Here is a 26253-nt window from a genome sequence, read left to right on the forward strand (position 1 = left end):
TCCGGATCACGGCGTGCCCGCGACTTGCTGCACCAGCGCCGCGAGGTCACGCTCGAGATCGCGGGTGTCGGCGGTGGCGGCGGCCTTGGCGCGAGCCACGCTGACGCGAGCGGCGGCCAGCGCTGGCCGCGCGTCGCGATGGCGGTCGAGCGCGAGCCGGGTCCGCATCAGGTCGAGCTCGGCGGCGTTGTACAGGAACGTCGCGTGGTCCGGAATCAGCTCGAGCGCGCGCGCGACGGCCGCGCTGGCGGCCTCGATCGTGACCTCCTCGTCGGCCAGCGGCGTAGCCCCGCGGCGCGCACGCAGCCCTTGCCCCCGCTCGATCAGCACTTCGGCCAGGTTGTTGTAACCGTAGCTCTGATCGGGCGCCGCCGCGATCGCGCGCCGCGCCGCGGCCTCGGCGCGGACCAGGATCGCCGTCGGATCGGCGCCGCGCGTCCGCGCCGCGACCGCCCGGGCCACCTCGACGATGCAGATGCCGTTGTGCAGGAGCGCCAGGTCGGGGTTGATGGTCAGGCCGTGCTCGTACCGAGCGATGGCGGCGGCCCAGTCGGGCTCGGGATCGGCGCCGCGCGCCTGGGCCCGCCGCGCGCGCAGCTCGTAGGCGTCGCCCTGGTGGAAGTCCGGGACCAGCGACTGCGGCTGCAGCGCGCGGCCGCGCTCGAGCGCGTCGATCGCCTTGGCCAGGTCGTCGTCGCCGTCGGGCGCGGTCAGCGCCACGTGGCGGGCCCGCTCGAGGTAGTTGATCCCGAGGTTGAGCCAGGCCTGGCCGTTGCGATCGGTGACCGCCAGCGCGCCGCGGTAGGCGTCGATCGCCTGGCGCCGCTGCGCGGTCGCGTCCGCGCCGGCCTCGTCGAGGTAGTCGGCCCAGATGTGGTGGACCAGGCCGAGCTCGCTGAGCATGCGCTCGTCGCGATCGCGCGGCGCGATGGTCTCGAGCAGCTGGTGGGCCTGCGCGAGCGCTGGACCGGGATCCTGGCCGACCGCCTGGAGGTTGGCGCCATCCTCCCGGAGGCACCCGGCCAGCACGACCTTGGCGTCGACGCTCGCGGGGGCCAGCGCCACGGCGCGCCGGGCGTCCGCGATCGCCTGGGTCAGCGGCGCGGCCGCGTCTTCCCCACGCCCGCCGCGGTACTCGGCCATGCCGCGCTGGAACCGCGCCCGCACCAGCAGCGCGTCGACGTCATCGGGCACGAGCGTCAGCGCCCGGGTCGCGGCCTCGACCCCCCGCCGGAACGACTCGTCGACCTGTCCGCGACCGTACAGCTCGATCGCGAAGATCGCGTGCTCGAGCTCGGCGATGGCCAGGAACAACGACGGCTCGCTCTCTCCGATCGCCGCCGCCGACGCCAGCGCGGCCCGGGCCGCGTCGAACTGCGCATCGAGCTGCGCGTCGGAGGCCTTGCGGCGCCCAGCCAGCGCGCGCTCGTGCAGGATCTGCCCGCGCAGGAGCGGCGCCTCGTAGAACCACGCGAGCGCCGCCGTCGACGTGGCGATCCCGTCGAGCTCGTGGAGCGCGTCGTCGTAGCGACCCTCGTAGTAGGCCAGGAGCGCGGCGACGTAGGCGCGCGACGGCACGACCGTCCCGGCGCTGGCCAGCAGGTGGGTCCGGGCCGGGTCGCGGTAGCGCCACTCGATCGCCGGCCGGCGCTGCTCGCGCACCGTCGCCGGCAGCCGCTCGAGGTCGCGCAGCGCCCGCTGGTACATGCGCCCCTCGGTGATCGCCAGCGCGTAGGCCGCGCGCGGATCGTGCACGCCCGCGTCCCACGCCGCCTGCAGCTCGGCCAGCGCGCGCTCGTCGTCGCCGAGCGCGCTGTAGCCGCGGCCGAGCGCGTAGTGCCCGGTCCCGGCCGCGGCCGCGCCGGCCGCGTGGATCTCGTCCTCGAGCTCGGCCATCTGCGCCCGGATCTGCGCCCGATCGTTGGTCAGGTCATGGAGCGGCGCCAGCGCCGAGTACCGCGCCAGCGCCTCGATGCGCTCGACCCGCTCGGTGAACCGCCGCGCCAGGACCGCGCGCCGCTCGGCGGCCCAGCGCTCGCGCAGCCCGAAGCCGAGCGCGACGGCGATGATCGCCAGCATCGCGCCGGTCACCGCCAGCGCCCGCCAGTGCCGGCGCGCGGCCTTGCGCAGGCGGTAGGCCAGGCTGGTGGTCGAGCGCGCCTCGACCGGCGCGCCGTCGAGGAAGCGGCCCAGGTCGTCGGCCAGCGCCCGCGCCGACTCGTAGCGCCCGGCCCGCTCCTTCTCGAGGCACTTCATCACGATCGCGTCGAGATCGGGCGGGACGTCGGGATCGATCGAGCGCAGCGGATCGGGCGCGTCGATCGAGATCCGGTTGAGCACGACCAGCGGGTTGTCGCCCTCGATCGGCGCCCGGCCGGTCAGGAACGCGTACAGCGTCGCGCCGAGGCTGTACACGTCGGCGCGGCGATCGAGCTGCTTGACCTCGCCCCGGGCCTGCTCCGGCGCCATGAACTGCGGCGTGCCGAGCACGGTCCCGGTGACGGTGGCGCTGTCGCTCCAGTCGCGCGCGATGCCGAAGTCCATCACGAACGGCCGCAGCGCCCCGTCGCCGCCGCGCTCGACCATGATGTTCGACGGCTTGAGATCGCGGTGGATCAGCCCGGCGCGGTGGGCCTCGTGGACGCCGAGGGCAGCGCCGCGCATCACCAGGGCCTTCTGCTCGTAGGTCAGCGTGCCGACCAGGTCGGGCAGCGCGGCGCCGTCGACGTGCTGCATCGCGATGTAGACCCGACCGTCGACCTCGCCGACCTCGTAGACCTTGCACACGCGATCGTCGTTGACGCGGGCCTGGGCCCGGGCCTCGGCCACGACCCGGCGCGCCAGCTCGGCGTCGTCGCCGCGCACGAACTTGATCGCGACGTTGCGATCGAGGCGCAGATCGCAGGCCAGGAACACCCGGCCCATGCCGCCCTCACCGAGCAGGCGGATCGGTCGGTACCGGTCCCAGCCCGGCACCGGGAAGCCGTCGACCGCGGCCGGCGGCGCGTCGCCGCGTAGATCGAGGGTCGGCAACGACGGGGGCCGATCGCGCGCCGCCGGCGGCCGCGGCTCGCTGAGCGCCCGCGCGCTGCTCGACGGACTCGCCGCCAGCGTGACGTCGGCCAGGCGCGCCCGCAGCGACGCGCAGCGCGCGGCCGAGATGGTCCCGTCCTCTTGCAGCCGCGCCAGCAGGCCCTGCCCCGCCCGCGCCGCCTCGAGCCCGAGCGCCTCCGCCTCGGTGCGCGCGAGGATGCCCTCGGCGACCACCAGGCGCAGCTCGACCTCGACATCCACCTGCATCGTGCGAATTGTACCGACTTGCCCGCGGCGCCGGAACCTCGCGCGCCCCGACCTTCGCGCCCGGTGAGGCGGCCTCTGTGGTCCGGCCTGCGACCGATGGCCGGCGGGCGCACGCCGGCCCCGGCTATCCAGCCCCGCGGTTCGGCGCTAGCCTGCGCGCCCGGCGGGCCGCGCGGTCGGCCCGAACCCTCACCGAACCACGCACGAGGACGCTCACGATGAAGCTCTACTTCTCTCCCGGTGCCTGCTCGCTCTCGCCCCACATCGTCGCGCGCGAGCTCGGCCTGGCGCTCGAGCTCGACAAGGTCGACAACGCGACCAAGCGCACCGCCGCCGGCGTCGACTTCCTGCAGAAGAACCCCAAGGGCTACGTGCCGACGCTCGAGCTCGACGGCGGCGAGGTCCTGACCGAGGGCCCGGCGATCGTGCAGTACCTGGCCGACCTGAAGCCCGAGGCCAACCTGGCGCCGCCCAACGGCACGATGGCGCGCTACCACCTGCAGGAGATGCTCGGCTTCATCAACTCCGAGCTGCACAAGAGCTACTCGCCGCTGTTCAACCCCGCCAGCTCGCCCGAGCTGCGCGCCGCGAGCGAGGCCTACCTGCGCCGCCGCTACGCGACGATCGAGGCCGCGCTGGCCGGCAAGGCGTTCCTGTTCGGCGATCAGTTCACGGTCGCCGACGCCTACCTGTTCGTCGTGACCAAGTGGGCCCGGTTCCTGAAGCTCGATCTGTCGGAGTTCCCCAACCTGATGGCGTTCCAGGACCGGGTCACCGACCGGCCGGCGGTGCAGGAGGCGATGGCGGCCGAGGGCCTGCGCACCAAGCGCTGAGCCGCGCGGCGCCTGACGCGACGTTCGACCGCCGTGCGACACTCGCGCGATGCACCGGCTCCCGCTGCTCATCCTCGTCTGCGCGCTCGGGTGTGACAAGAAGGCGCCGACCAAGGTCGAGGGGCGCCCGATCAAGATCGAGGCCGCGGCGGCGACCGACGAGGCGACCTGGCAGACGCGGTCGTCGCTGAAGGTCGCGCCCCAGGCCGGGGCGTTCGTCGTCAGCGACGGCGCCGGCCGCTTCACGCTCACGCTGCCCCAGGAGCCGCGGCTCACCGGCGAGCGCGTGAGCGAGGGCGGGGTCACCGCGTGGAACGCCCAGGCGATCATGCCGGGGACCGAGGTCGACGTGCAGTTCGGCGTGGTGTCGATGCGCGACGGCGACATGCCGGCGTCGATGCTGGCCGAGCTGGCCGACGCGCCCACGCAGCTCGCGGCCGCGACCGGCGGCGCGGTGGCCAAGAACGCGACCGAGACCCTCGCGGGCGCGCCGGCGCGCGTGTTCGAGATCACGGTGCCCGACGGCCGCCGGCTGTTCGGCTGGCACGTGACGTCGCCGGCGCACGGGCGCATGTACCAGCTCAACTGCGTCGGCCCCGACGGCGCGCCGGCGCGCACCGCGTGCGCGGCGGTCGCCGCATCGCTGACGCTGGCGCCCTGACCGTCCGCGAGAGGTTGCCACTTTGTGCCGGCCCGCCGACGGGCACGTTGCCGGCGCTCGCGACTCTGTCCGGGCATGCACACCTCGCTCGAAGCGACCATGGCCCGCGGCCGCGCCGCCGGCGTCACCCAGCGGATCGCCCGCACGATCGGCGCCGACGGCCGCACGATCACCCTCGAGCCCGATGGCCGCGAGGTGCTGTCGTTCGCGACCTGCAGCTACCTCGCGCTCGACCGCGACCCGCGGCTGGCCGCCGAGGCGATCGCCGCGATCGAGCGCTGCGGCGTCGCGTTCAGCGCGTCGCGCTGCTTCGTGACCAGCCCGCTCTACGCCGAGGCCGACGCGCTGCTCGAGGAGGTGTTCGGCCGCCCGGTGGTGCTGGCCGGCTCGACCACGCTGGCCCACGGCGCCGCGCTGCCGATCTTGCTCGAGCGCACGGACGTCGTCCTGTTCGACCAGCAGGTCCACCACAGCGTCCAGACGGCGCTGGCGGCGCTCGGCCCCCGCGGGCCGCGGTGTCAGGCCCTGCCCCACGCCGATCTGGACGCGCTCGACGACGCCGTCGCCGCGGCGCTGGCCGGCGGCGCGCGCCGGGTCTGGTACTGCGCCGACGGCATCTACAGCATGTTCGGCGACCGGCTCGACGTGACCGGGCTGGCGGCGCTGATGGCGCGCCACCCGGCGCTGCACGCCTACCTCGACGACGCCCACGGCATGAGCTGGTGCGGCCGGCGCGGCCGCGGCTCGCTGTTCGACGCCGACCTGCCGATCGAGCGCACGGTGATCGCGACCTCGCTGAGCAAGGGCTTCGGTGCCAGCGGCGGTGTGCTCGCGGTGCCCGATCGCGCGACCAAGCACCGCATCGAGAACCTGGGCCCGTCGCTGATGTTCGGCATCCAGCTGTCGCCGCCGGCGCTGGGCGCGGTGTGCGCGAGCGCGCGCATCCACCTCTCTGACGAGCTGCCGGTGATGCAGGCCCAGATCGGCGCGCGCATGGCCGACGCGCGCGCGGTGCTGCGCGCGCACCCGCTCCTGGGCCCGCGCCTGCCAGCCGTCGCTGGCGACGTGACCCCGGTGCAGTACCTGACGCTGGGCGGCACCGACACCGTCATCGACGCCGCCGCCGCCCTCCTGGCCCGCGGCGTGCTGGTCAACCCGGTGGCGTTCCCCGCGGTGCCGCGCAACGCCGGCGGCATCCGCATCACGATCACCCGCGCCCACACCTCGGCCGACCTGGCGACGCTGGTGGACGCCGTCGTCGAGGTCATCGACGAGGTGGTCGCGCCGGTCGCGCGCCTGACCGCCTGATCACTGGAACAGCTGGGCGCGCTCGATCAGCTCGGCCAGCCCGGGCTCCTGCAGGTCGCGCGGCTTGCCGGGATGGATGATCGAGATCTGACAGCTCTCGGCGGCCTGGACCAGCTGGGCGAACGTGCCGGCGTCGGGGTTGGCGATGTAGGCCTGCTTGTTGCCGTCGTAAGCGAACATCCGGTCGTTGAGGCGCGTGCACTCGTTGCAGGTCGTGCAGCGCGCGGTCTCGATGTACGGATCGTCGCTCGAGGTCGGCGGCGCCGCGCTCTCGACGGCCGGCGTCGCCGCGACGACCGTGATCGGTGCTGGCCCCGCGCTCGCCGGGGCCGCGCCCGCCGGGGCCGCGGTCGCCGGGGCCGCGACCGCCGCCGAGGTCCGCTCGCGCTCGGCCCAGGCCAGCTGCTCACGCGCGAGCAGCCGCGCGGCGTGCGAGTTGTGGATCCCGCCCAGCTCCTGCAGGCTGCGCCACGCCTCGGCGCACGCGCGGGTCTCGGCCACGACGCGCTCGTCGACGATCACCCGGGCGAGGACGTCGTCGCCGTCGACCATCAGCAGGAACGGCACGCGCTCGTCGCGGACGCCGCCGGCGATCACCTCGGCCACCGGCGCCAGCGCGTCGCCGCCGCGCGCGTGCGGGACCGCCGCGAGGTGCCCGGCGTAGCGGCGGTCGCAGGCCGCGAAGTCGGCGTACGTGAACGCCTGCTCGACCTCGACCCGCTGCTGCTCGCCGTCGGCGTAGCTGAGCGCGTGGACCGGCCAGGCGCGCTCGGGCTGAGGGTTGCCGACGATCGAGAACCGCGTCGCCCAGTCGGGCCCGGCCTTGGGGTCGAAGCTGAACACCGGGAACGCGCGGCCCTGGAGCGCCGCGCCGGCGACGAGGTACGCGGGCAGGTCGGTGCCGCCCCGGCTGGCGCCGGAGAACACGCTGACCAGCGCCGAGCCGGGCGCGGCGATGCCGCCGAGGATCCGGTCGCGGACCGCGTACAGGCTGGCGCCCGGGGCCTGGACCACGTGGACCTGGCCCAGCCCCATCGCCATCGCCGCGAGGCGCTCGACGCGCACGCCGAAGCCACCCGGGCCGTCGCCGTCGTCGTCGTCGCTGAGGTGCGCGAACAGATCGTCGGCCTCGACCACGACCTTGACCGGCAGCTCGCTCGACAGGAGCTCGAGCAGCCGCGCGCCCTCGCCGGGCTGGGTCCGGGCCGTGTCGAGGCAGACCAGGAAGTCAGGGAACAGCTCGCGATCGCCGGGGCGCAGGTCGCGTTCGAACATGCGGTCGAGCAGCCGATCGTGGCGCGCCTCGTCGTAGAGGCCCTCGACCTCGAGCTCGGCGATCGCGATCGCCTTGGCCAGCCGACGCATCGCCGGCCGCCGCGCGCGGTGGGCGGCGACCGCGGCCGCGCAGGTGTCGAAGACGAAGCCGTCGGCGGCGGTGGCCGCGGCGCTCGGGATCAGCTCGTGGGCCTCGAGCACGGCCAGCGCGTCGCGCACGCGCTGGACCCGCGCGGCGGGCATCGGGCGCGCCGCGGTCCGGGTCAGCACCCGCGACATCGCCGCGAAGTCGAAGACGTCGCCGTGGGCCGGGCCGAACGACGCCGCGAGCTGCGCCGGGCTGCGCCCCTCGGGCGAGGCCAGGTGATGGGCGCGGATGATCTCGCGCAGCCGCAACGCCAGGCGGCGAGTCAGGTCCTCGAGGCGCCGGACCTTGGCGCGCTGGGTGACGCGCCACAGGTGCGTGACCAGCCGGAGCGCGACACCGGCGCCGCAGTCGAGCAGCGCGCCGTCGATCGTCAGGGCCGCCCGGGCCTCGGCCAGCACCGCGGCCGCCCCGGGATCGGTGGCAGCGATCCGCGCCGCGGCGCTGGCCCACAGCGCGGTCAGCGAGCCGGCCGCGCCGGCGGCGACCTCGGCGCGGATCGCGCGCTCGAGCCGCAGGACCAGCAGCCGGGTGCGCTCGCCGGCGGTGCCGCGCGGCGCGATCGCCTGCAGGAGCGCGTCGATCACCTCCGACAGCGAGCGGACGCACGCGTCCGGCGCGTCGTCGTCGACGAGCACCAGCGGGAAGTCGTAGCGGAGCGCCGCCAGATCGCGGTGCGCCGCCAGCAGCGCCGGCCGCAGCCGGCGGTCGGCGTCGACGGCGTCGGCCGCGCCGCGGGTGCGGGCGCCGGCGAAGTGGAAGGCGAGGTGGGGATGAAACTCGGCTTGCATGGGGCGCCTCGCGATCAGCTCGGCTCGCCGGGGTGGTCCCCGGGCCAGATCGTGTACTTGTCGAGCTCGGCCTCGAGGCCAGCCCGGATGACGGCGGCGGTGCGCGGCACGGTCGCGGCGCGCAGCTCCTCGTAGCGCGGCACCTCGGGGTCCCAGTACAGGAGCCCGACCGGGATCGGATCGATCACCGACGCGATGTCGCGCGCCTCGGACATGTTCGCGGGGTCGTGGACGCGGGTGTTCTTGTAGACCCGCTGCAGCGCCGGCGGGATCGCGATGCCGCGCTCGTGGGTGAGCAGCTGCACCCGGGCCGGATCGCGGATCGCCTGGTCGTGCATCCCGGGCATGAACTCGGGGCAGCGCTGGATCACGCGCACGAACGACAGGCCCTGGTGCCGGAACGCCGCCGCCAGCACCTCGTAGACCAGGTCGGGGATCCAGTCGACGACCTGGGCCACGAACGACACGTTCTGGACCCCGAGCGTGACCGTCAGCGGGTTGAGCGCCTCGAGGTAGGCGCCGCGCGGCGTGGTGTTGCTCTTGAGGCCGATCGGCGACGTCGGCGACGCCTGCTTCTTGGTCAGCCCGTAGACCTGGTTGTCGTGCAGGACCACGGTCATGTTCATGTTGTAGCGGATGGCGTGGATCCAGTGCGCCGCGCCGATGCTGCAGCAGTCGCCGTCGCCGGTGTTGACGAACACCGTCAGGTCGGGCCGCGCCAGCTTGACGCCCTCGGCGATCGGCAGGGCCCGGCCGTGGATGCCGTGGAAGCCGTAGGTCTTCATGTAGTGCGGGAACCGGCTCGAGCAGCCGATGCCCGACACGAACACGGTCTTCTCGGGCCGCAGATCGTTGTCGCGGCACAGGCGCTGGACCGCCGCGAGGATGGCGTTGTCGCCGCAGCCGTTGCACCAGCGCGGCACGCCGCTCTGGTACTCGTCGAGCTCGTGGTGCTCGTCGAACATCTTCAGGACGCAGTCGGTGGCGCAGGTGGTCATGACGGCTCCTTGGCCGGGCGCGACAGGTGCGCGCGCGCGACGCCGACGATCGTCCGGGGCTTGAGCGGGGCGCCGCGCACCTCGGTCCAGCAGTCGACGTCGACCAGGTAGCGGGCGCGCAGCAGCATCGCCAGCGCGGCGTAGCGGCGGTTGTCCGCGTCGATGATCCCGGGCTCGAGCGTGTCGGACCAGTTCTGCTCGATCGTGATCACGCGCGGGAACTTCCGCAGGATCTCGCCGATGCCCGACGCCATCGGCTGCAGGAACTTGAGGTGCACCGACGACACCCGCAGGCCCTCGGCCCGCAGCCGGTCGACCGCCTCCTCGATCGCGCCCTTGCTCGAGCCCCAGCCGACCAGCAGCAGGTCGCCGGCGTCACCGCCGTAGACCGTCGGCGGCTTGAGCGTCCGCTGCAGCGCGGCCAGCTTGAGGCTGCGGTGGCGGAGGCCCTCCTCGTTGATCTGCGGATCGTACGCGACGCGGCTGGCGCGATCGTGGGCGAGCCCGGTCAGCGTGTGCATGCCCCCGGGCTGGCCGGGCACGAACCGCGGCGCGATGCCGGTGACCGGGTCCCAGTCGTAGGGCTTGGCGCCGGGCGGCACCGGGCTCTGATCGACCGGCGGCGCCAGCCAGTCCTCGCTGAAGCTGGGGCGCGGGAACGGCTGCTGCCCGGTCGCCAGGTTGGCGTCCGACAGCACGACCACGACCATGTTGAACGTCTCGGCGATCTTCCGGGCGGTGATGATCGCGTAGAAGCAGTCCTCGATCGTCGCCGCCGCCAGCACCACCTTGGGCGCGTCGCCGTGGCTGCCGAACATCGTCGCCAGCAGGTCGCCCTGCTCGGTCTTGGTCGGCTGGCCGGTCGACGGCCCGCCCCGCTGCACGTTCAGCACCACCAGCGGCACCTCGGCCATGACCGCCAGGCCCAGCGCCTCCTGCTTGAGCGAGTAGCCGGGGCCCGAGGTGATCGTGATCGCGCACTTGCCGGCGTACGAGGCGCCGATCGCGAACGCGCACGCGGCCAGCTCGTCCTCGGCCTGGTGGACGATGCCGCCGACCTTCTCGAACACCTCGGACAGGTAGTGCGAGGTCGAGGTCGCCGGCGTGATCGGGTACATCGCGCAGATCTCGATGCCCGACGCGATCACCCCGAGCGCGGCCGCGGTGTTGCCGTTGACCACGATCAGCGGCTCGGCGCCCGGCACCGCCGGGACCGCGTACTTGAAGTCGAGGTTGGCCTCGCCCCAGCGAAAGCCGGCGTCGACGAGGGCCTGGTTGCTGTGCACGACCGCGGCGTCCTTCTTGCGGAACGTCAGCGCGATCTGCTCGTGCGCGAGCCGCAGATCGAGGCTGTAGATGCTGCACAGGATGCCGAGCGCGAACATGTTCTTGCCCTTGCGCGCGTCCTGGAGCAGCGACCGGCACTCGCGCTCCATCGGGATCTCGATGACCCGGAAGCCGCGGGCGACGAGGTCGTCGTGGGTGGCCACGTACGACGCGGCGATCCGGGCGTCGGCGTGCTCGCGCCACAGGCTCTCGAGCAGGATGACCGCGCCGGGCTTGAGCTCGCTGATCCGGCCCAGCAGGACCTGCTCGTTGAACGCGACCACGAGGTCGGCGTCGTCGCCGCCGTTGTTGACCCGGCGGCCGCCGAAGCGGATGCGGTTGCCGCTGGCGCCGGCGACGCTGCGGGCCGGCGGCTGGATCTCGGCCGGGATGATCTCGACGGTCCAGACGCCGTTGCCCATGCGGGCGGCGATCGCGGCGAAGGCCTGACCGCAGCGCTGGGCGCCCTCGCCCGAGTCGCTGATCACCTCGATGACGTGCTCCTCGAGCACGGCGACGGGCCTGGCGTTCGCGACCGGCGGGCCGCGGCGTTCGGAGGGGGCTGTGTGAGTGTGGTGCATGGCGGTCCTCGTCGGTGCCCTAGTGCTCCGACCGGGTGATCGAGATCCGTCCACGGCGTCGAGGCGCCCCGAGGGCGAGGCGCAACGACGAAGGGCTGCTGCCTGTAACTCGAGGAGTTGGAACGAAGCCCATGGGGATGGATCGGCGGTGTGGCGGGTTCAGAATCATCCGGTCGGTGCACTAGCTGAGGCGGAGGCGGGCGAAGCTGCGCTCGCCGGGGTCGAGGCCGAACAGCCGATCCGCGGGATCGACCGGCTGGCCGCGGTAGACGACGTCGGTGTCGCGCAGCCCGAGGTAGGCCTTCATGCTGCGCGCGGCGCGGCGGCCCGCGCCCATGGCCTCGATCACCGTGGCGGCGCCGGTGACGATGTCGCCGCCGGCGTAGACCCCGGCCATCGAGGTCGCGAGCTGGTCGTCGCAGGCGATGTAGCCGCGCTTGTCGAGCGCCAGCTTCGAGGTCTGGCCGATGATCGGGTTGGCGTTGGTGCCGATCGCGAACACGATCAGGTCGGCCTCGACGTCGTGCTCGCTGCCCGGCAGCGGCACCGGGCTGCGGCGGCCGCTGGCGTCGGGCTCGCCCAGGGTCATGCGGATGCAGCGGAGGCCGCGGACGTTGCCGGCGGCGTCGCCGAGCACCTCGACCGGGTGGGTCAGCCAGTGGAAGACGACGCCCTCCTGCTCGGCGTGGTGGAGCTCCTCGACCCGGGCCGGGCTCTCGGCCTGGGTGCGCCGGTAGATGCAGCTGACCTCGTCGGCGCCGAGCCGCAGGCACACCCGCATCGCGTCCATCGCGGTGTTGCCCGAGCCGATCACCGCGACCTTGCGCCCCATCGGCATCGGCGTGTCGTGGCCGGCCTCGCGCGCGCGCATCAGGTTGCAGCGGGTCAGGAGCTCGTTGGCCGACAGCACGCCGTTGAGCGAGTCGCCGGGGATGCCGAGCATGCGCGGGTAGCCGGCGCCGGTGCCGATGAAGACCGCGTGGTAGCCGAGCTCGGTGACCATCTGCTCGATCGTGAACAGCCGCCCGACCAGGGTGTTGCACTCGAAGCGCACGCCGAGCGCGGCGAGGTTCGCGATCTCGGCGTCGATGACCTCGTTGGGCAGGCGGAAGTCGGGGATGCCGTAGCGCAGGACGCCGCCGGGCTGGTGGAACGCCTCGTAGACGGTGACCTCGCAGCCGGCCTTGGCCATGTCGGCGGCGCAGGCCATGCCGGCCGGGCCCGAGCCGACCACGCCGACCTTGTAGCCGCGCGGCTCGATCGGCGGCACCCGGAACCACTGCTCGGCGATCGCCTGGTCGCCGACCCAGCGCTCGAGCCGCCCGATCGCGACCGGCTGCAGCGACTCGCCGACCGCGCACGGGCCCTCGCACTGGTTCTCCTGCGGGCAGACGCGACCGCAGATCGCCGGCAGCAGGCTGGTCGCGCTGATCACGTCGTACGCGCCGCGGGGGTCGTGCTCGCCGATCTTCTTGATGAACGCGGGGATGTCGATCCCGACCGGGCAGCCGGCGACGCACTTGGGATCCTCGCAGAACAGGCAGCGCTCGGACTCGCGCAGCGCATCGCCGCGATCGTAGCCGTGGCTGACCTCGGCGAAGTTCCGGGCCCGCTCGAGCGGGTCCTGCTCCCGCACCGGCGTGCGCTGCTGCGGGATGGTGCGGATGGTGCGCTTCTTCGCCATCGTGGTCTCCAGCTCAGAGCGGGTAGGCGTTTCGGTCGAGCGCGGGTGCGGGCGGCGGGGCTCGGGGCTCGCGTGTCGGGTCTCGGGTCTCGGGTCTCGGGTCTCGGGTCTCGGGTCTCGGGTCTCGGGGGTCTCGGGCGGCGGGGCTCGGGTGTCGGTCTCGGTCTCGGTCTGGGGTGGCGGGGCTCGCCCCGACGGCGCGGACCTGAGGTTCAGGAGTCACGGGTGGCGGGCGCGGCAGCTCTGTTGCCAGCGCTCGAGCGCGGCCTTCTCGTCGGTGACGTAGCGGCGCAGCCGCAGCATCAGGTCGTCGAAGTCGACCTCGTGGCCGTCGAAGTCTGGGCCATCGACGCACGCGAACTTGACCTTGGTGCCGATGTTGACCCGGCAGCCGCCGCACATCCCGGTGCCGTCGACCATCACCGGGTTGAGGCTGACGATCGTCTTGATGTGGTGCGGCCGGGTGGCCTCGGCGCACGCCTTCATCATGACCGGCGGGCCGATCGCGATCAGCTGCTCGAGATCGGGGTGGGCCTCGATCGTGCGGCGGATGCCCTCGGTGACCAGGCCCTTGATGCCGGCCGAGCCGTCGTCGGTGCACACGATCAGCTCGTCGCAGTACGCCCGGAACTTGTCCTCCCAGAACACCAGCTCGCGGTTGCGGAAGCCGAGCACGCCGATCACGTAGGCGCCGTGCTCCTTGAGCGCGCGGGCCTGCGGGAAGATCGGCGCGACCCCGAGCCCGCCGCCGACGACCGCGGCCTTGCGCACGCCGGCGACGTGGGACGGCACGCCCATCGGCCCGGTGACGCCGTAGAGCCTGGCCCCGACCTGGCAGGCCTGCTGCATCTCGCGGGTGGTCTTGCCGACCGCCTGGATGACCAGCGAGATGGTGCCGCGCCCGACGTCGAAGTCGGCGATCGTCAGCGGGATGCGCTCGCCGTCGGCGTGCGACATCACGATCACGAACTGCCCCGGCCGCGCCGCCCGGGCCATCATCGGATGACGCACCTCGATCAGGAACGTCGCGTCGGAGAAGTCCTCGCGGCTGACGATCTCGAAGCTCTCGCTCATGTCCTGATCTCGGTGGTAGAGGGCCCAGGAAGCGTGGTCGAGGCCACCCTACGCACCCGCGCCGAGGCCGACTTGACGACGGACAAGTCGGAGCACGCATCTCGACGGCCCCCGCCCAGCGAGAGCGGATTGCACCCGCGCGGTCGGCTCCGACTTGATCGCGATCAAGTCCTGGAGTCGGCGCCGATGCCCGTCGCGCGGGGTTGCAGACCGCCATGCCGCGCCGAGTCGTGTCGCGCACGTGCCATGCGCGGCGCCGGCAATGACAGTCCGCCGGTAGGTGGCTGGTCCCTGAGCGCTGATGGAGTTGCCGCGGTGTGGACAGCCACACCGCAGCCCGCGTGGATGGCGTGCCGGTCGCGCCGGCATGCGGTGTGCCTGACCCACACCGCTTGGACACCGGCGACGCGTACGAGCGGTCAAGCGGCGATCGCGTGGGCGCCGGTGCCCACAACCCCACAGCGCCGCTGGTTCCGTCAGTTTGAGTTGATCGTCCGGAGACCCTGAGGCCGCTAGCCCAGAACCGATCCAGGTGAGCCGCCCCAGCGTCCGTCCAGGACGCCTGGATCGGGTCCGCTCCGTCGTTCTCTCTCTCAAGGATCAAGAACGATCACGGGCCGGCGGGCGCTGTGGGGTTGTGGTCACCGGCGCCCACGCGATCGCGGCGCACCGGCGCTACTCGCCTCCGAGGATGGGGCGATGTAATTGTCGTCGCTGGGGAGATGTAGTTGTCGCTCAGCACCAGGCTCGCCGCCATCGCGGGCGGCGGTGTGGCTGTCCACACCGTGTCAACTCCACCAGCGCTCCGGGATCCAGTCCGCACGCATCCGCATCCTCCTCGCCGTTCGTCCCTCGCCGCTCGTCACCCGCCGCCCGCCGCTCGCTACCCGCCGCTCGACGCTCGACACCCCCGCTCGATACCCACCGCTCGCCGCTCGTCACCCGCCGCTCGTCACGCCGTGCCCTCGCCGCTCGTCACCCCGCCGCTCGATACCCACCGCTCGCCGCTCGTCACCCGCCGGTCGTCACCCGCCGCTCGTCACCCGCCGCTCGTCACCCGCCGGTCGTCACCCGCCGGTCGTCACCCGCCGGTCGTCACCCGCCGCTCGTCACCCGCCGCTCGTCACCCGCCTCGCCGCTCGTCACCCGCCGCTCGTCACCCGCCGCTCGTCACCCGCCGCTCGTCACCCGCCGCTCATCACCCGCCGGTCGTCACCCGCCGGTCGTCACCCGCCGGTCGTCACCCGCCGCTCGTCACCCGCCGCTCGTCACCCGCCGGTCGTCACCCGCCGCTCGTCACCCGTCGCTCGTCACCCGTCGCTCGTCACCCGCTCGTCACCCGCCGCTCGCACCCGCCGCTCGTCACCCTGGTCATCACCCGCCGGTCGTCACCCGCCGCTCGTCACCCGCCGCTCGTCACCCGCCGGTCGTCACCCGCCGGTCGTCACCCGCTGGTCGTCACCCGCCGCTCGACACCCGCCGACCGCCGGTCATCACCCGCCGCTCGTTACCCGCCGCATGTCGCTCGTCACCCGCCGCATGTCGGCCCCCGAACATCTTTGTCGCTCAATCTTGGCGATTTTGGACTTGCCCGTGGCGCAATCGAACGTATATTAGCCCAATCATGATTGGGCGGCGGCGAGGACAGCAACTGGAGTTCGTGGTGACCAAGACGCGGGCCGGTCATGGCGGTCGGCGCAAGGGCGCGGGCCGCAAGCGGCGAGGCGCACAGACGCCGCCGCACCGCGCTCGACCTGTTCACGATCCGCGGCAACCGGTGCACGTCGTGCTCAAGGTCGTCGGCGACGTCGGGCGGCTGCGGCGGCGCAGCGCGTATCAAGCGATGCGCTGGGCGATGGTCCGCGCGCTTGGGCGTCACGACTTCCGCGTGGTCCACGTGTCGATCCAGGGCAATCACATCCACCTCTTGTGCGAGGCGGACGACCGCCTCGCGCTGGCGAACGGCGTGCGCGGCCTGTGCATCTCGGCGGCGCGGCGGCTGAACCTGGCGATCTCCGAGGAGCGCGGCGTCAAGCGCCGCGGCCGGGTGTTCGCGGCGCGCTACCACGCCACGCCGGTCACGACTCCGCGCCAGGCGCGCAATGCGCTGGCGTACGTGCTCAACAACTGGCGGCGGCACCGCGCCGATCACGCGGCGCTCGGTCAGCGCCGCGCGCAGGTCGACCCGTGCTCGACCGCGGTGTGGTTCGTCGGCTGGGCCGAGCGCGACGGCGTGCCGTTCGCGTGGCCGCGCGGCTTCGAGCCGCTGCCGTCAGCGCGGCCGCAGACGTGGCTGCTCGCCGACGGCTGGCGCCGCGGCGGTGCGCCACCGAGCCTGTGGCAGGTGCCGGGGGCGATCGACGGCTGACCGATGGGAACGGCACTGCGGGCCGCAGGCCGGGCGCGACGGGCCGCCGGCTGGGCACAGCGGGCCGCCGGCTGGCACCGCGGGCCGCAGGCCGGGCGCGACGGGCCGCCGGCTGGGCACAGCGGGCCGCCGGCTGGCACTGCGGGCCGCAGGCCGGGCGCGACGGGCCGCACGCCGCCGGGCGCGACGGGCCGCCGGCTGGGCACAGCGGGCCGCAGGCTGGCACTGCGGGCCGCAGGCCGGGCGCGACGGGCCGCACGCCGCCGGGCGCGACGGGCCGCCGGCTGGGCACAGCGGGCCGCAGGCTGGCACTGCGAGCAGGCCGGGCGCGACGGGCCGCCGGCTGGGCACAGCGGGCCGCAGGCTGGCACCGCGGGCCGCAGGCCGGGCGCCGCGGGCCGCCGGCTGGGCACAGCGGGCCGCCGGCTGGCACTGCGGGCCGCAGGCCGGGCGCGACGGGCCGCCGGCTGGGCGCCGCGGGCCGCAGGCCGGGCGTGACGGGCCGACCGACCGCGTACGCTGCGGTGAGTCGAGCTTGTCCAGAGCGTCAGAACGCCAGGACCGCGGCGGCCTGGAGGCAGCCGACGCCGCCGCCGAGCACGCCGCCGACGAGGATGAGCGTGAGCTCGTCCTGCTGGAAGACGCCGCGGAGCAGGCGCTCGAACTCGGGCTTGGGCAGCTCGCCGAGCTTGCGCTCGACGGTGTTCTGGATGTCGAGGGCGCCCTGCAGGTAGGCCTCGACCTCGGGCCGGATCCGCGGCGCCAGGTCGAACAAGCGCGCGACGATCTGCGCCTTGATCGTGGCGCGGACCTCGTCGGAGATCGGCATGGGCACGAGGCCGCGGACCTGCTCCCACTCGGCGTCGAGGCGACGCTCGATCGAGGCCCGCACGGCGGCGGCGAGGCGCTCGCCGCGCTCGCCGGCGGTCAGGAAGTCGATCACGGTCCTGGGCGTGATCACCTCGGCCGCGGTGGTGGCGCCGTAGTCGGCGGCGATCTCGGCCTGGCGCTTGGGGAACAGGCCCTGGTACCGGACCAGGCCCAGGTAACGGCGCGGCTCCATCGGCCGGAAGATCATCTGGATCGCGAGCCAGTTGGTGATCAGCCCGACGATGACGCCGAAGATCGGCATCACCCACCAGAACTGGAACAGGCCCCAGACCGCGATCTGGCCGAAGCCGATGATCGCGCCGAACAGCCCGCCCGACCACTCGATGAACCGGAACTCGTTCTTGCCGATCTGCTGGGTCAGGCGCGCCAGTCGCTCGACGTTGGGGCCGCTGAGCTGGGCCTTGACCAGATCCTGCAGGTCCAGGATCTCGGCGGCGGTGCCCTGCACGTCGGCGATCACGCCCTTGGCCACGGCCCGGGACCGCTGCTTGACCTGCGCGATCACCATCTCCTGCATCGGCGGCGGCAGCTTGTCCCAGGCCCCGGCCATGACCGTGTTCGCGACCTCGGCCACCAGCGCCGGCACCTCAGCGTCGAGCACCGGCGCCACCAGCGGATCGATCTGATCGATGTCGGCGCGCTCGACCAGCTCCTGCGACGACAGCAGGTCGTCCTTGGCGATCCGCCCGAGGTTGGTCGCGAACTTGTCGGAGTGGTGGAACAGGATGCCCTGCCACCCGAGCGGCCCGATGCCGACCCGCTTGGCGGGCCAGAAGATCATCTTCACCGCCTGCCAGTTGGTCAGGAAGCCGATGAACGCGCTGATCGAAGGGACGACGAGGACCAGGTAGAGCCAGTAGGGCATGGCGATGCCGGGCCAGCATAGACCATCGCGGCGGCCGGGGTCCGCACGGCGCCCGCGATCGTCACCGCGATCGGCGCCCGCGATCGGCGCCCGCGATCGGCGCCCGCGATCGTCGCCCGCGATCGTCGCCCGCGATCGGCGCCCGCGATCGGCGCCCGCGATCGTCGCCCGCGATCGGCGCCCGCGATCGGCGCCCGCGATCGTCGCCCGCGGGCGGCGCCCGCCGCGCCTCCAGCGGCAGCTACTCGACCGGCGGCGCCGGGCCGATCGTGGTCCGGCGCAGCGGCAAGGCCGGCAGCGCCAGCGCCACCAGGAGCGCGGCCAGCGCGAACAGCGCGCTCAGCCGGAAGATGCGCTGGCTGGCGTCGGTGAACGCCTGCTTGATGCCGCGGCTGGTGCGGGCGACGCCGGCGAGCGCGGCCTGACGGCCCTGCTCAAGCCCAGGCCGGGCGTCGGGCGGCGCGGCCGCGACGCGCTGGTCGAAGTCGGCCTCGACCGCGGCCCGGGCCGCGGCGGCGTCGAAGCGCGAGGTCGGCCGATCCCCGTCCGCCGGCGGGGCCGCGGACGGCCGATCCCCGTCCGTCGGCGGGGCCGGGGCCGGCGCGCGCCCGCGGTCGGCGCGCCCGGCGGCGGCGGCGCGGCGTCGAGGTAGTGGTGCATCCGGGTCGCCAGCCCGCTCGCGAAGACCGTGCCGATGATCGCGATGCCGATGGTCGCGCCCATCTGGCGCGAGAAGGTCGCGGTCGCGGTGGCGACGCCGATCTGCCGCAGCTCGACGGCGTTCTGGATCGCCAGGGTGAACAGCGGGATGCACGGGCCCAGGCCCATGCCGACGAGCACCATCTTCAGCGACACGCCGGCCTGGGTCGACGACGGCGACAGCGTGAAGCCGACCACCAGGTACGCGACGATCTGCACCACCAGCGCGATCAGGATGATCGGCTTGTACTTGCCGATCCGGGCCACGATCTGGCCGGCGGTGATGTTGGCGGCGACCAGGCCGAAGGTCAGCGGCATCGTCGTGAGGCCGGCGTCGGTCGCCGACAGGCCGACGACGTTGACCATGAACACCGGCAGGAACACGATCGCGCCCAGGAACGCCAGGCCGGCGGTGAACGCCGCCAGGTTGCCGATCGCGAAGGTCTTGTTGCGGAACAGCGCGAAGTCGAGGATCGGCTCGCGCACGCGCCGCTCGATCACGACGAACGCGGCGGTGCCGAGCGCGGCGACCGCGAACAGGCCGAGGATCTGCTGGGACGCCCACGGCCAGCCCGCGGCGTTGCGGGCGTGGGCGCCGTGGCCGAGGCTGAGCGCGAGCAGCAGCGGCACCATCCCGACCACCAGCGCGACCGAGCCGGCGACGTCGAGCGAGGCCGGGCCGGTGCGCGGCCGGCGCAGCATCGGCATGTTGGCGACCGCGAACCCGATCGCGATCACGCCGACCGGCAGGTTGACGAAGAACACCCAGTGCCAGCTGGCGTGATCGGTGAGGAAGCCGCCGACCAGCGGGCCGACCACGCTGGCGAGCCCGAAGACCCCGCCGAACAGGCCCTGGTACTTGCCGCGCTCGGCCGGCGCGAACAGGTCGGCGACCACCGCGAACGCGTTGGTGAACAGCGACGCCGAGCCGATGCCCTGGACCGCGCGGAACAGGATCAGCTGCAGCGTCGTCTGGGCCGCGCCGCACAGCACCGAGCCGAGCAAGAAGATCGACATGCCGGCGATCAGGATCGGCTTGCGCCCGTACAGGTCCGAGAGCTTGCCCCACAGCGGCACCAGCACCGTCGACGCCACCAGGTACGCGGTCGTGATCCACACGTACAGCGACGGCGCGATGTGCAGGTCGCGCTGGATCTTGGGGCCGGCGGTGGCGACGATCGTCGAGTCGAGCGCCGCCAGCAGCAGGCCGAGCAGCGCCGCGACCATCGTCGCGACCCGCTGGCGACGGGTGAGCTCGGGCAAGGCGCCAGGCGGTGCGGACATCGGCGCGCAGTCTCGCAGCCTTCGGACGCGCGTCAAGGCGGGCGCCGGCACGATCTGCGCCCCGTGATCGTCGCTGTCGTCGCCCGGATCGCCCTCGGCGCGATCGAGATCGCCAACCCGCTGCGGTCGGCGGCGCGGTCGGCGCAGTCGGCGTCGTGGGCGCGGGCGGCGTCGTCGGCGCGGTCGGCGTCGTCGGCGCGGTCGGCGCAGTCGGCGTCGTGGGCGCGGGCGGCGTCGTGGGTGCGGTCGGCGTCGTGGGCGCGGGCGGCGTCGTCGGCGCGGTCGGCGCGGTCAGCCCCGCGGGCGACGCGCTCGGCGCGCTCGGATGAGCGCGCGCCGCCCGACCTGCGCTACCCTGCCGCCATGGATCTCGAACTGTCCGAAAAGCGGACACTGGTCGCCGGCGCCAGCCGCGGCATCGGCCGGGCGATCGCGCTGGCCCTGGCGGGCGAGGGCGCGCGCATCGCGGCGGTGGCGCGCGGCGCCGACGATCTAGCTCGGCTGGCGGCCGAGCTGCCCGGCGCCGGCCACGCGACCGTCGTCGCCGACGTGGTCACCGCCGCCGGCGCCACCGCCGCCGTCGACGGCGCGGTCGCGGCCCTGGGCGGCCTCGACGTGGTCGTCTGCAACGTCGGCAAGTCGTTCGCGCGCACGGTCGCCGACATGGACGACGACGACCTCGCGCGCTCGCTCGACGCCAACCTGTGGTCGGGCGCGCGCGTCGCCCGGCGCGCGATCACGCACCTGACCGCGGCCGGCGGCGGCGCGATCGTGCTGATCGCGTCGATCTGGGGCCGCGAGGCCGGCGGCTCGCCCGGGTACAACGTCGCCAAGGCCGGCGTGGTCGCGCTGGGCAAGGCCCTGGCCCGGGACCTGGCCGGCGCCAACATCCGCGTCAACACGGTCGCGCCCGGCTCGATCCTGTTCCCAGGCGGCGGCTGGGCGCGCCGCCAAGCGGCCGATCCCGAGGGCATCGCCGGGTTCGTCGCGCGCGAGCTGCCGTTCGGCCGGTTCGGCGCGCCCGAGGAGGTCGCCGACGTCGTGACGTTCCTGGCGTCGGCCCGGGCCCGCTGGGTCACCGGCGCGTGCGTCGTCGTCGACGGCGGCCAGTCGCGCGCGTTCTGACGGGCGGCGTTCGCCGGCGGCCAGTCGCGCGGGCCGCGGGGGGGGGCCCCGGGGGGCGGCGCGCGCGGGGGGGGGGGGGCCGCGGCGGGGGGGGGGGCGGGGGGGGGCGGGGGGGGGGGGGGGGGCGGGCCCGCGCCGGCGCCCGCCCCGGCGGGCGGGCGGGGGGGGGCGGCCGGGGGCGGGGCGGGGGGGGCGGCGGGGGGGGGGCGGGGGGCGGCCCCGGCGGGCCCCCAGCGGCCGCACCCGCCCCAGGCCGCGGCGGGCGGGGGCGCCGGGGGCGGGGGGGGCCGGGGGGCGGCCCCCCGCGGGGGCGCAGGGCCGCGGCGGGGGGCGGGCCGGGGCGGCGGGGGGCCCCCGGGCCGGGGGGGGGGGGGGCCGGGGGGGGGGCGGGGGCCCCCCCCGGGCGCCCCGGGGGGCCGCCCGCCCCCGCGCCCGCCCCCCCCCCCCCCCGGGGGCCGCGGGGGGCCGGGCGGGGGGGGGGGGGGGGGCGCGGGGGGGGGGGGGGGGGGCCGGGGGGGGCGGGGCGCCGGGGGGGGGACGGGGACGCGGCGGGCGCTCAACCGCGCGCGTAGCACGCGGCGTCGATCAGCTGTTCGTCGACCCGGGCCCGCGCGGCGCGCGCGCGGTGGGTCTCGATCACGCACTCGCGCAGCATCCGCAGATCGCGGACCGCGGCGGTCACCAGCCGGATGCCGGTGGTGCGGATGAGCCCGAGCGCCCCGCCGCGCCCGGGCGGCGCTTGATCGAGACGGTCGAAGCAGACCTCGCCCCGCGCCCAGATCACCTCGTCGATCTCGGGCACCTCGAGCTCGAGCACGATCTCCCGCGGCGTCGGCCCGCCGACGTAGGGCCGCTCGAGCCGCGCCCCCTCGGGCGACAGGTCGACGACGAGGCCGGGGCGGTCGCGGCCCCCGACCAGCTCGCTGCAGAACGTCTCGACGTCGATGCGCGGCATCATCCGTCGAAGGTCGGCCCAGGAGGTGTGCGTCATGTAGGATATTGTCCGACGTCGGCTCATGTCGGGGCAACTAATGCGCTGAGGCGCATCGGCGCCGTGCCTTGCACCGAGGTAGCCGTGCGACGAGACTCGCCGCCATGGGGTCGGGCGACCAGGCTAGCGACCTGGTCGCGGTGCTCATCCAGACGTACGGCAGGCTGATCCGCGCCGCCGTCGCGCGCGTATCTGGCCGAAAAGATGAGGATCTCGGCGACGAGATCATCTAGCGGATACCTCCAGGGCGCGCAACCATCGATCACTCCTATCTATATCGATGTGCGATCCGCTAGACCGTCCGGGGACTGCGCCGCGAGCTGGCCAGCGACGACCCCGACCTGATGATGTCGGCGGCGACGGCCGACGGCGACGGCCCGGAGCAAGGCGCCCGCGCGCGGGAGCTGGCCCAGGCCACCGAGGACGCGCTCGGACGGATGAGCGTGGACCGCGCGCTGGCGGTGCGCGCCCACCTGATCGGCTACAGCGTGGATGAGGTCATGGCCATGTACGACTGGACCTACCAGAAGGCGCGCAACGCGATCGCCCGCGGTATGATCGACCTGCGCGCCGCGCTGGCCGAGCGAGGCTATCCGTGACCACCCAGGGCGCGCACCTCGATGACGCCACGCTCGAGCGCCTCGCGCTGGGCGAGTTCGACGCGGACGCCCGCGCCGAGGCGCTGGGGCACGTCGCCGCCTGCGCCCTGCAGCCGCCTGTGGATCGCGCTGCGAGCGGTCGCGGTCGGCGCCCGCGCGATCGACGACGACGCGCCGGTGATCGCCAGCGGGCTCGAGGGGCGGAGCGGGCGGCGACGACGACCTGGTGGACGCGCCGCCGCTGGCGCCGCCGACCCCGGTCGTGGCCGACGAGCTGGCCGCGCGCCGGCGCCGGAACGCGTCGTGGCTGATCGCGGGCGGCGCGGTCGCGGTGGCTGCGGCCGGTGCTGCTGGTGGTGGTCCCCGCGCGACGGTCCCGCGAGGCCACCGACGGGCCGGTCCGCGGCGCGACGGCCACGCCGCGATCGCCGCCCGCGTCGAGGCGACGGGCGGCGCCCCGCGACTCACCTGGACGCCGATCGCGGGCGTCGACGGCTACCGGATCACCGTGTACCGCGGCGACGGCCGGGTCGCCTGGGGCCCGATCGACGCCGCCGCGCCGCCGCTCGACCTCCCGTCCGCGGCGAGCTTGCCGCCGGGACGCTACCGCTGGCGGGTCGAGGCGGTCGACGACGGCCGCGCCACCGCACGCTCGCCGCTGCTCGAGCTGGTGGTCGAGCGATGATCGGGCGCGCCGCGATCGGCGCGCTGATCGTGGCGATCTCGGCTCGGGGCGCGGGCGCCGACACCACGCTCAGCAGCAGCGACAACGGCCTCGATCTGCCGACCCGGATCACCCGTCACCTGGCCAGCGCCGAGGCCGCGACCGCGGGCGGCGACCGCGACCGCGCGGCCGAGGCCCGGACCTATGCGTGCGTCGCGGCGATCTACGCCGCCGATCCGCGCACCGGCGCGCTGTGCACGACAGCGCAGACCGCGGCCGCGCCGTTCCCACGACGAGCGGCCCAGCTCGCGGCGTACCTGAGCTGCGCGGCGGCGTGGACGCTCGACTGGTCGCGCGCGCGGGCGCTCGCCGCGACCGCGCTGGCGCTCGACGCCGACCGCGCTGGCAGCGAGACGATGGCCGACGACGGCCGGCGCGCCAGCCACCTGTGCCTCGGCGCGGTGGCGATCGAGCAAGGCCTGTACGACGAGGCCGAGCGCGAGCTAGACACGTTCGCGGCGCTCTCGGTCGAGGCCGGCGACCGCGGCTTCGAGTCGGCGGCGCGGACCTGGCAATGTCGGCTCGACGCCGCCACCGGCCAGTGGGCCCGGGCCCGGGAGCGCTGTCGGCGCGGCGAGGAGCTGGCCGATCAGCTCGGCGACCGCTGGCGTCGCAGCGCCGCCCGGTGGCAGCGCGGCAACGTCGAGTTTGCGGTGGCCGGGGCCGCGGCGGCGGCGGCGCTGTGGGAGGCCGGGCTGGCGGACGCCATCGCGGCCCAGGCGCCGTTCCAGGTCAGCGCGCTGCGGGTCGACCTGGCGGAGGCGTACGTCGAACTCGGCCGGCTCGACGAAGCCGCCGTGCTGATCGCCGATCACGAGCGCGCCCGCCGAGCCTCGGGCCTGCCCGACAGCTACGAGCGCCAGGTCGCGATCGTGGACGGGGCGCTGCGCGCGTCGCGGGGCGATCTGGTCGGCGCGATCGCGGCGTTCGACACCGCCGCGACGTCGTCCATGTACGGCGTGCGGCTGTTCGCGCTGACGCACCGGGCGCGGGCGCAGGTGGCGCTCGGCCAGCTCGCGGCGGCCCGGGCGTCGCTGACCGCGGCCGTCGACGAGATCGAGCGCGCCAGCCACCACACCACGGGCGACGAGCAGCGCCGCGCGTACATCGACCGCCACAGCGACGTGTTCCGGGGGCTGACGATGCTCGAGCTCGCCGTCGGTGGCCCCGACGCGCCGGCGCGGGCGCCGGCGGCGGCCGAGGCCGGGCGCGCGCGGACGCTGCTCGACGCGGTCCGCGCGGCGGGTGGCGTGGCGCCGGCGGCGGAAGCGGTCGACGTCGAGCGCATGCAGGCGGCGCTGGCGCCGGACGCCGTGCTGATCGAGTACGTGGTGCTCGACGACCGCGCGGTGGCGCTGCGCGTCGACCAGCGCGGGATCGCGGCCGTGCCCCTGCCGGCGATCGACGACGGCGCCGCGCTCGCCGCGCGGATCGACTTCTACCGCGACCTCGTGGCCGAGGTCGACGATCCGGCCGCGCTCGACGAGGCCGGGGCGGCGCTGTACCGCGATCTGCTGGCGCCAGTGGTCGGCGCGAGCCCGACCGGGACGCTGATCATCGCCGCTGACGGCCCGCTCCACGGCCTGCCGTTCGAGGCGCTGCGGGTCGGTGGTCAGTTCCTGATCGAGCGGGTCGAGCTGACCTCGACGCCGTCGGCCACCATGCTCGCGACCGCGCGCCGCCCGGACACCGCGACCGCGCCGATGCTCGCCGTCGGCGCGCCGGCCCTGTCGGACGCGCTGCCGCCGTTGCCCGAGGCCGCGCGCGAGCTGGCCGCGGTCGCCGGCACCCTGGCGACGGCGCCGGTGACGCTGGCGGGCGCCGAAGCCACCGAGCGGGCGCTGCGCCAGACCCTGCCCGAGCGCTTCCACGTGTTGCACTTCGCGACCCACGCGGTGCTCGACGACGCGCTGCCGCTGCGCAGCGGGCTGGCGCTCACCGTCGACGACGGCGACGACGGCTGGCTGCGCGCCGACGAGATCTACCGCATGGACCTGGGCGCCGATCTGGTCGTGCTGTCGGCGTGCCGCACCAGCGCCGGCGCGCCGTCGTCGTCGGAGGGCCCGCTGGAGCCTGGCGCGCCTTCCTCTACGCCGGGGCCGGCGCGGTGATCGCGACCCGCTGGGACCTGTCCGATCGCGACGGCCCGCCAGTGATGGCGCGCCTGTACCGTCACCTCGCGGCCGGCGCGTCGGTCGGACGTGCGCTGACCCTGGCCCGGCGCGAGCTGGTGGCGCGACGGGCGCCGCCGCGCGCCTGGTCCGCCTTCGAGCTGATCGGCCGCGCCGACGTCGCGGCGACCCTGCGCCCGGCGGTCGCGCCGCGGTCGTGGCGGGGGCTGATCGCGGCCGCCCTGGGCGTTCTGGGGGCGCTGGCGGTCGTGGTCGGGCTGCGCCGGCGTTTCGCCACCGGGGGGTGAGCAAACGCGCCTCGGCCGCGCCTCTGTCCACCCGGGGCCCAGCTCGCCCCGGAGGAGTCATGCACCGATTCGTTGCTCGCGGCCGCGCCCTGGCGCTCGCCGTCGTCCTGTCCGCGTGTTCGGGAAGCGGCGGCCAGCCGCCCGACGCCGCCGTCGACGCGGCCGTCGACGCGCCGCCCGACGCGCCGCCCGACGCGCCGCCCGACGCCGCCGTGGCGCCGACCACGCTCGACCTGACCGGCGGCGGCCGCCTGACCGGCGGCACGCTGACGGTCGATCTGCAGGTCCGGCCACCCGACCGCCCGGGCGCCG

Annotated in this window: 18 protein-coding genes and 1 pseudogene; 10 read left to right on the top strand and 9 right to left on the bottom strand. The window is 74.9% G+C overall.

Features of this window, described 5'->3' with window-relative positions:
- Nucleotides 1-6: 6 nt before the first annotated feature.
- Nucleotides 7-3300 carry a protein kinase gene (locus tag IPL61_24675; GenBank protein MBK9034423.1) on the bottom strand — a complete coding sequence of 1098 codons (3294 nt, stop codon included), beginning with the start codon at nt 3298-3300 and terminating at the stop codon, nt 7-9.
- Nucleotides 3301-3518: 218 nt separating this feature from the next.
- On the opposite strand from IPL61_24675, the gene gstA reads away from it, so the two are divergent.
- The 3 genes from gstA (at nt 3519) to IPL61_24690 (ending at nt 6102) form a co-directional block, all read left to right on the top strand.
- A complete protein-coding gene (gene gstA, locus IPL61_24680) occupies nt 3519-4133 on the top strand; it encodes a glutathione transferase GstA (protein ID MBK9034424.1) in 615 nt (204 codons plus the stop codon).
- Nucleotides 4134-4182: 49 nt separating this feature from the next.
- Nucleotides 4183-4794 (top strand): hypothetical protein, encoded by a 612-nt coding sequence (locus IPL61_24685; GenBank protein ID MBK9034425.1) that lies wholly within the window; start codon nt 4183-4185, stop codon nt 4792-4794.
- A gap of 75 nt (nt 4795-4869) precedes the next feature.
- Complete coding sequence (locus IPL61_24690) at nt 4870-6102, top strand: aminotransferase class I/II-fold pyridoxal phosphate-dependent enzyme (GenBank protein MBK9034426.1); 1233 nt, start codon at nt 4870-4872, stop codon at nt 6100-6102.
- Here the strand turns inward: IPL61_24690 and IPL61_24695 are convergent, their stop codons facing one another.
- The 5 genes from IPL61_24695 to IPL61_24715 form a co-directional block, all read right to left on the bottom strand.
- Nucleotides 6103-8313 (bottom strand): hypothetical protein, encoded by a 2211-nt coding sequence (locus tag IPL61_24695; protein ID MBK9034427.1) that lies wholly within the window; start codon nt 8311-8313, stop codon nt 6103-6105.
- A 14-nt stretch (nt 8314-8327) separates the two neighbouring features.
- Entirely contained in the window at nt 8328-9311 is a 984-nt protein-coding gene (locus IPL61_24700; protein MBK9034428.1) for a 2-oxoglutarate oxidoreductase, read from the bottom strand.
- Complete coding sequence (locus tag IPL61_24705) at nt 9308-11218, bottom strand: 2-oxoacid:acceptor oxidoreductase subunit alpha (GenBank protein ID MBK9034429.1); 1911 nt, start codon at nt 11216-11218, stop codon at nt 9308-9310. Before IPL61_24705 ends, IPL61_24700 begins: the two co-directional genes overlap by 4 nt.
- 181 nt (nt 11219-11399) lie before the next feature.
- Nucleotides 11400-12902: an NADPH-dependent glutamate synthase gene (gltA, locus tag IPL61_24710; GenBank protein ID MBK9034430.1), complete on the bottom strand. Its 1503-nt coding sequence runs from the start codon at nt 12900-12902 to the stop codon at nt 11400-11402.
- A gap of 219 nt (nt 12903-13121) precedes the next feature.
- Nucleotides 13122-13976, bottom strand: coding sequence for a sulfide/dihydroorotate dehydrogenase-like FAD/NAD-binding protein (locus IPL61_24715; protein MBK9034431.1), 855 nt, complete (start codon nt 13974-13976; stop codon nt 13122-13124).
- A gap of 1624 nt (nt 13977-15600) precedes the next feature.
- On the opposite strand from IPL61_24715, the gene IPL61_24720 reads away from it, so the two are divergent.
- Complete coding sequence (locus tag IPL61_24720; GenBank protein MBK9034432.1) at nt 15601-16344, top strand: transposase; 744 nt, start codon at nt 15601-15603, stop codon at nt 16342-16344.
- Between the two features lie 547 nt (nt 16345-16891).
- Here the strand turns inward: IPL61_24720 and IPL61_24725 are convergent.
- A complete protein-coding gene (locus IPL61_24725; protein MBK9034433.1) occupies nt 16892-18100 on the bottom strand; it encodes a DUF445 family protein in 1209 nt (402 codons plus the stop codon).
- A gap of 241 nt (nt 18101-18341) precedes the next feature.
- Nucleotides 18342-20083 (bottom strand): annotated as a pseudogene (locus tag IPL61_24730) (MFS transporter).
- Between the two features lie 155 nt (nt 20084-20238).
- Here IPL61_24730 and IPL61_24735 point away from each other — a divergent pair.
- Nucleotides 20239-20412 (top strand): hypothetical protein, encoded by a 174-nt coding sequence (locus IPL61_24735; GenBank protein ID MBK9034434.1) that lies wholly within the window; start codon nt 20239-20241, stop codon nt 20410-20412.
- Between the two features lie 34 nt (nt 20413-20446).
- Nucleotides 20447-21208: an SDR family oxidoreductase gene (locus IPL61_24740; protein ID MBK9034435.1), complete on the top strand. Its 762-nt coding sequence runs from the start codon at nt 20447-20449 to the stop codon at nt 21206-21208.
- A 556-nt stretch (nt 21209-21764) separates the two neighbouring features.
- Here IPL61_24740 and IPL61_24745 read toward each other — a convergent pair.
- Nucleotides 21765-22199, bottom strand: coding sequence for a PilZ domain-containing protein (locus IPL61_24745; protein MBK9034436.1), 435 nt, complete (start codon nt 22197-22199; stop codon nt 21765-21767).
- Nucleotides 22200-22543: 344 nt separating this feature from the next.
- Here IPL61_24745 and IPL61_24750 point away from each other — a divergent pair, with 344 nt between their 5' ends.
- The 4 genes from IPL61_24750 (at nt 22544) to IPL61_24765 (ending at nt 25941) form a co-directional block, all read left to right on the top strand.
- Nucleotides 22544-22798 (top strand): hypothetical protein, encoded by a 255-nt coding sequence (locus IPL61_24750; GenBank protein ID MBK9034437.1) that lies wholly within the window; start codon nt 22544-22546, stop codon nt 22796-22798.
- A 226-nt stretch (nt 22799-23024) separates the two neighbouring features.
- A complete protein-coding gene (locus IPL61_24755; protein MBK9034438.1) occupies nt 23025-23483 on the top strand; it encodes a hypothetical protein in 459 nt (152 codons plus the stop codon).
- Nucleotides 23480-25633, top strand: coding sequence for a CHAT domain-containing protein (locus IPL61_24760; GenBank protein MBK9034439.1), 2154 nt, complete (start codon nt 23480-23482; stop codon nt 25631-25633). Before IPL61_24755 ends, IPL61_24760 begins: the two co-directional genes overlap by 4 nt.
- The gene (locus IPL61_24765; GenBank protein ID MBK9034440.1) at nt 25546-25941 is read left to right on the top strand and encodes a CHAT domain-containing protein; all 396 of its coding nucleotides are present in this window, start codon (nt 25546-25548) and stop codon (nt 25939-25941) included. The genes IPL61_24760 and IPL61_24765 overlap by 88 nt, the downstream gene beginning before the upstream one ends.
- Nucleotides 25942-26253 lie beyond the last annotated feature (312 nt).

The sequence above is a fragment of the Myxococcales bacterium genome, from assembly GCA_016717005.1.
GTDB lineage: Bacteria > Myxococcota_A > Polyangia > Haliangiales > Haliangiaceae > UBA2376.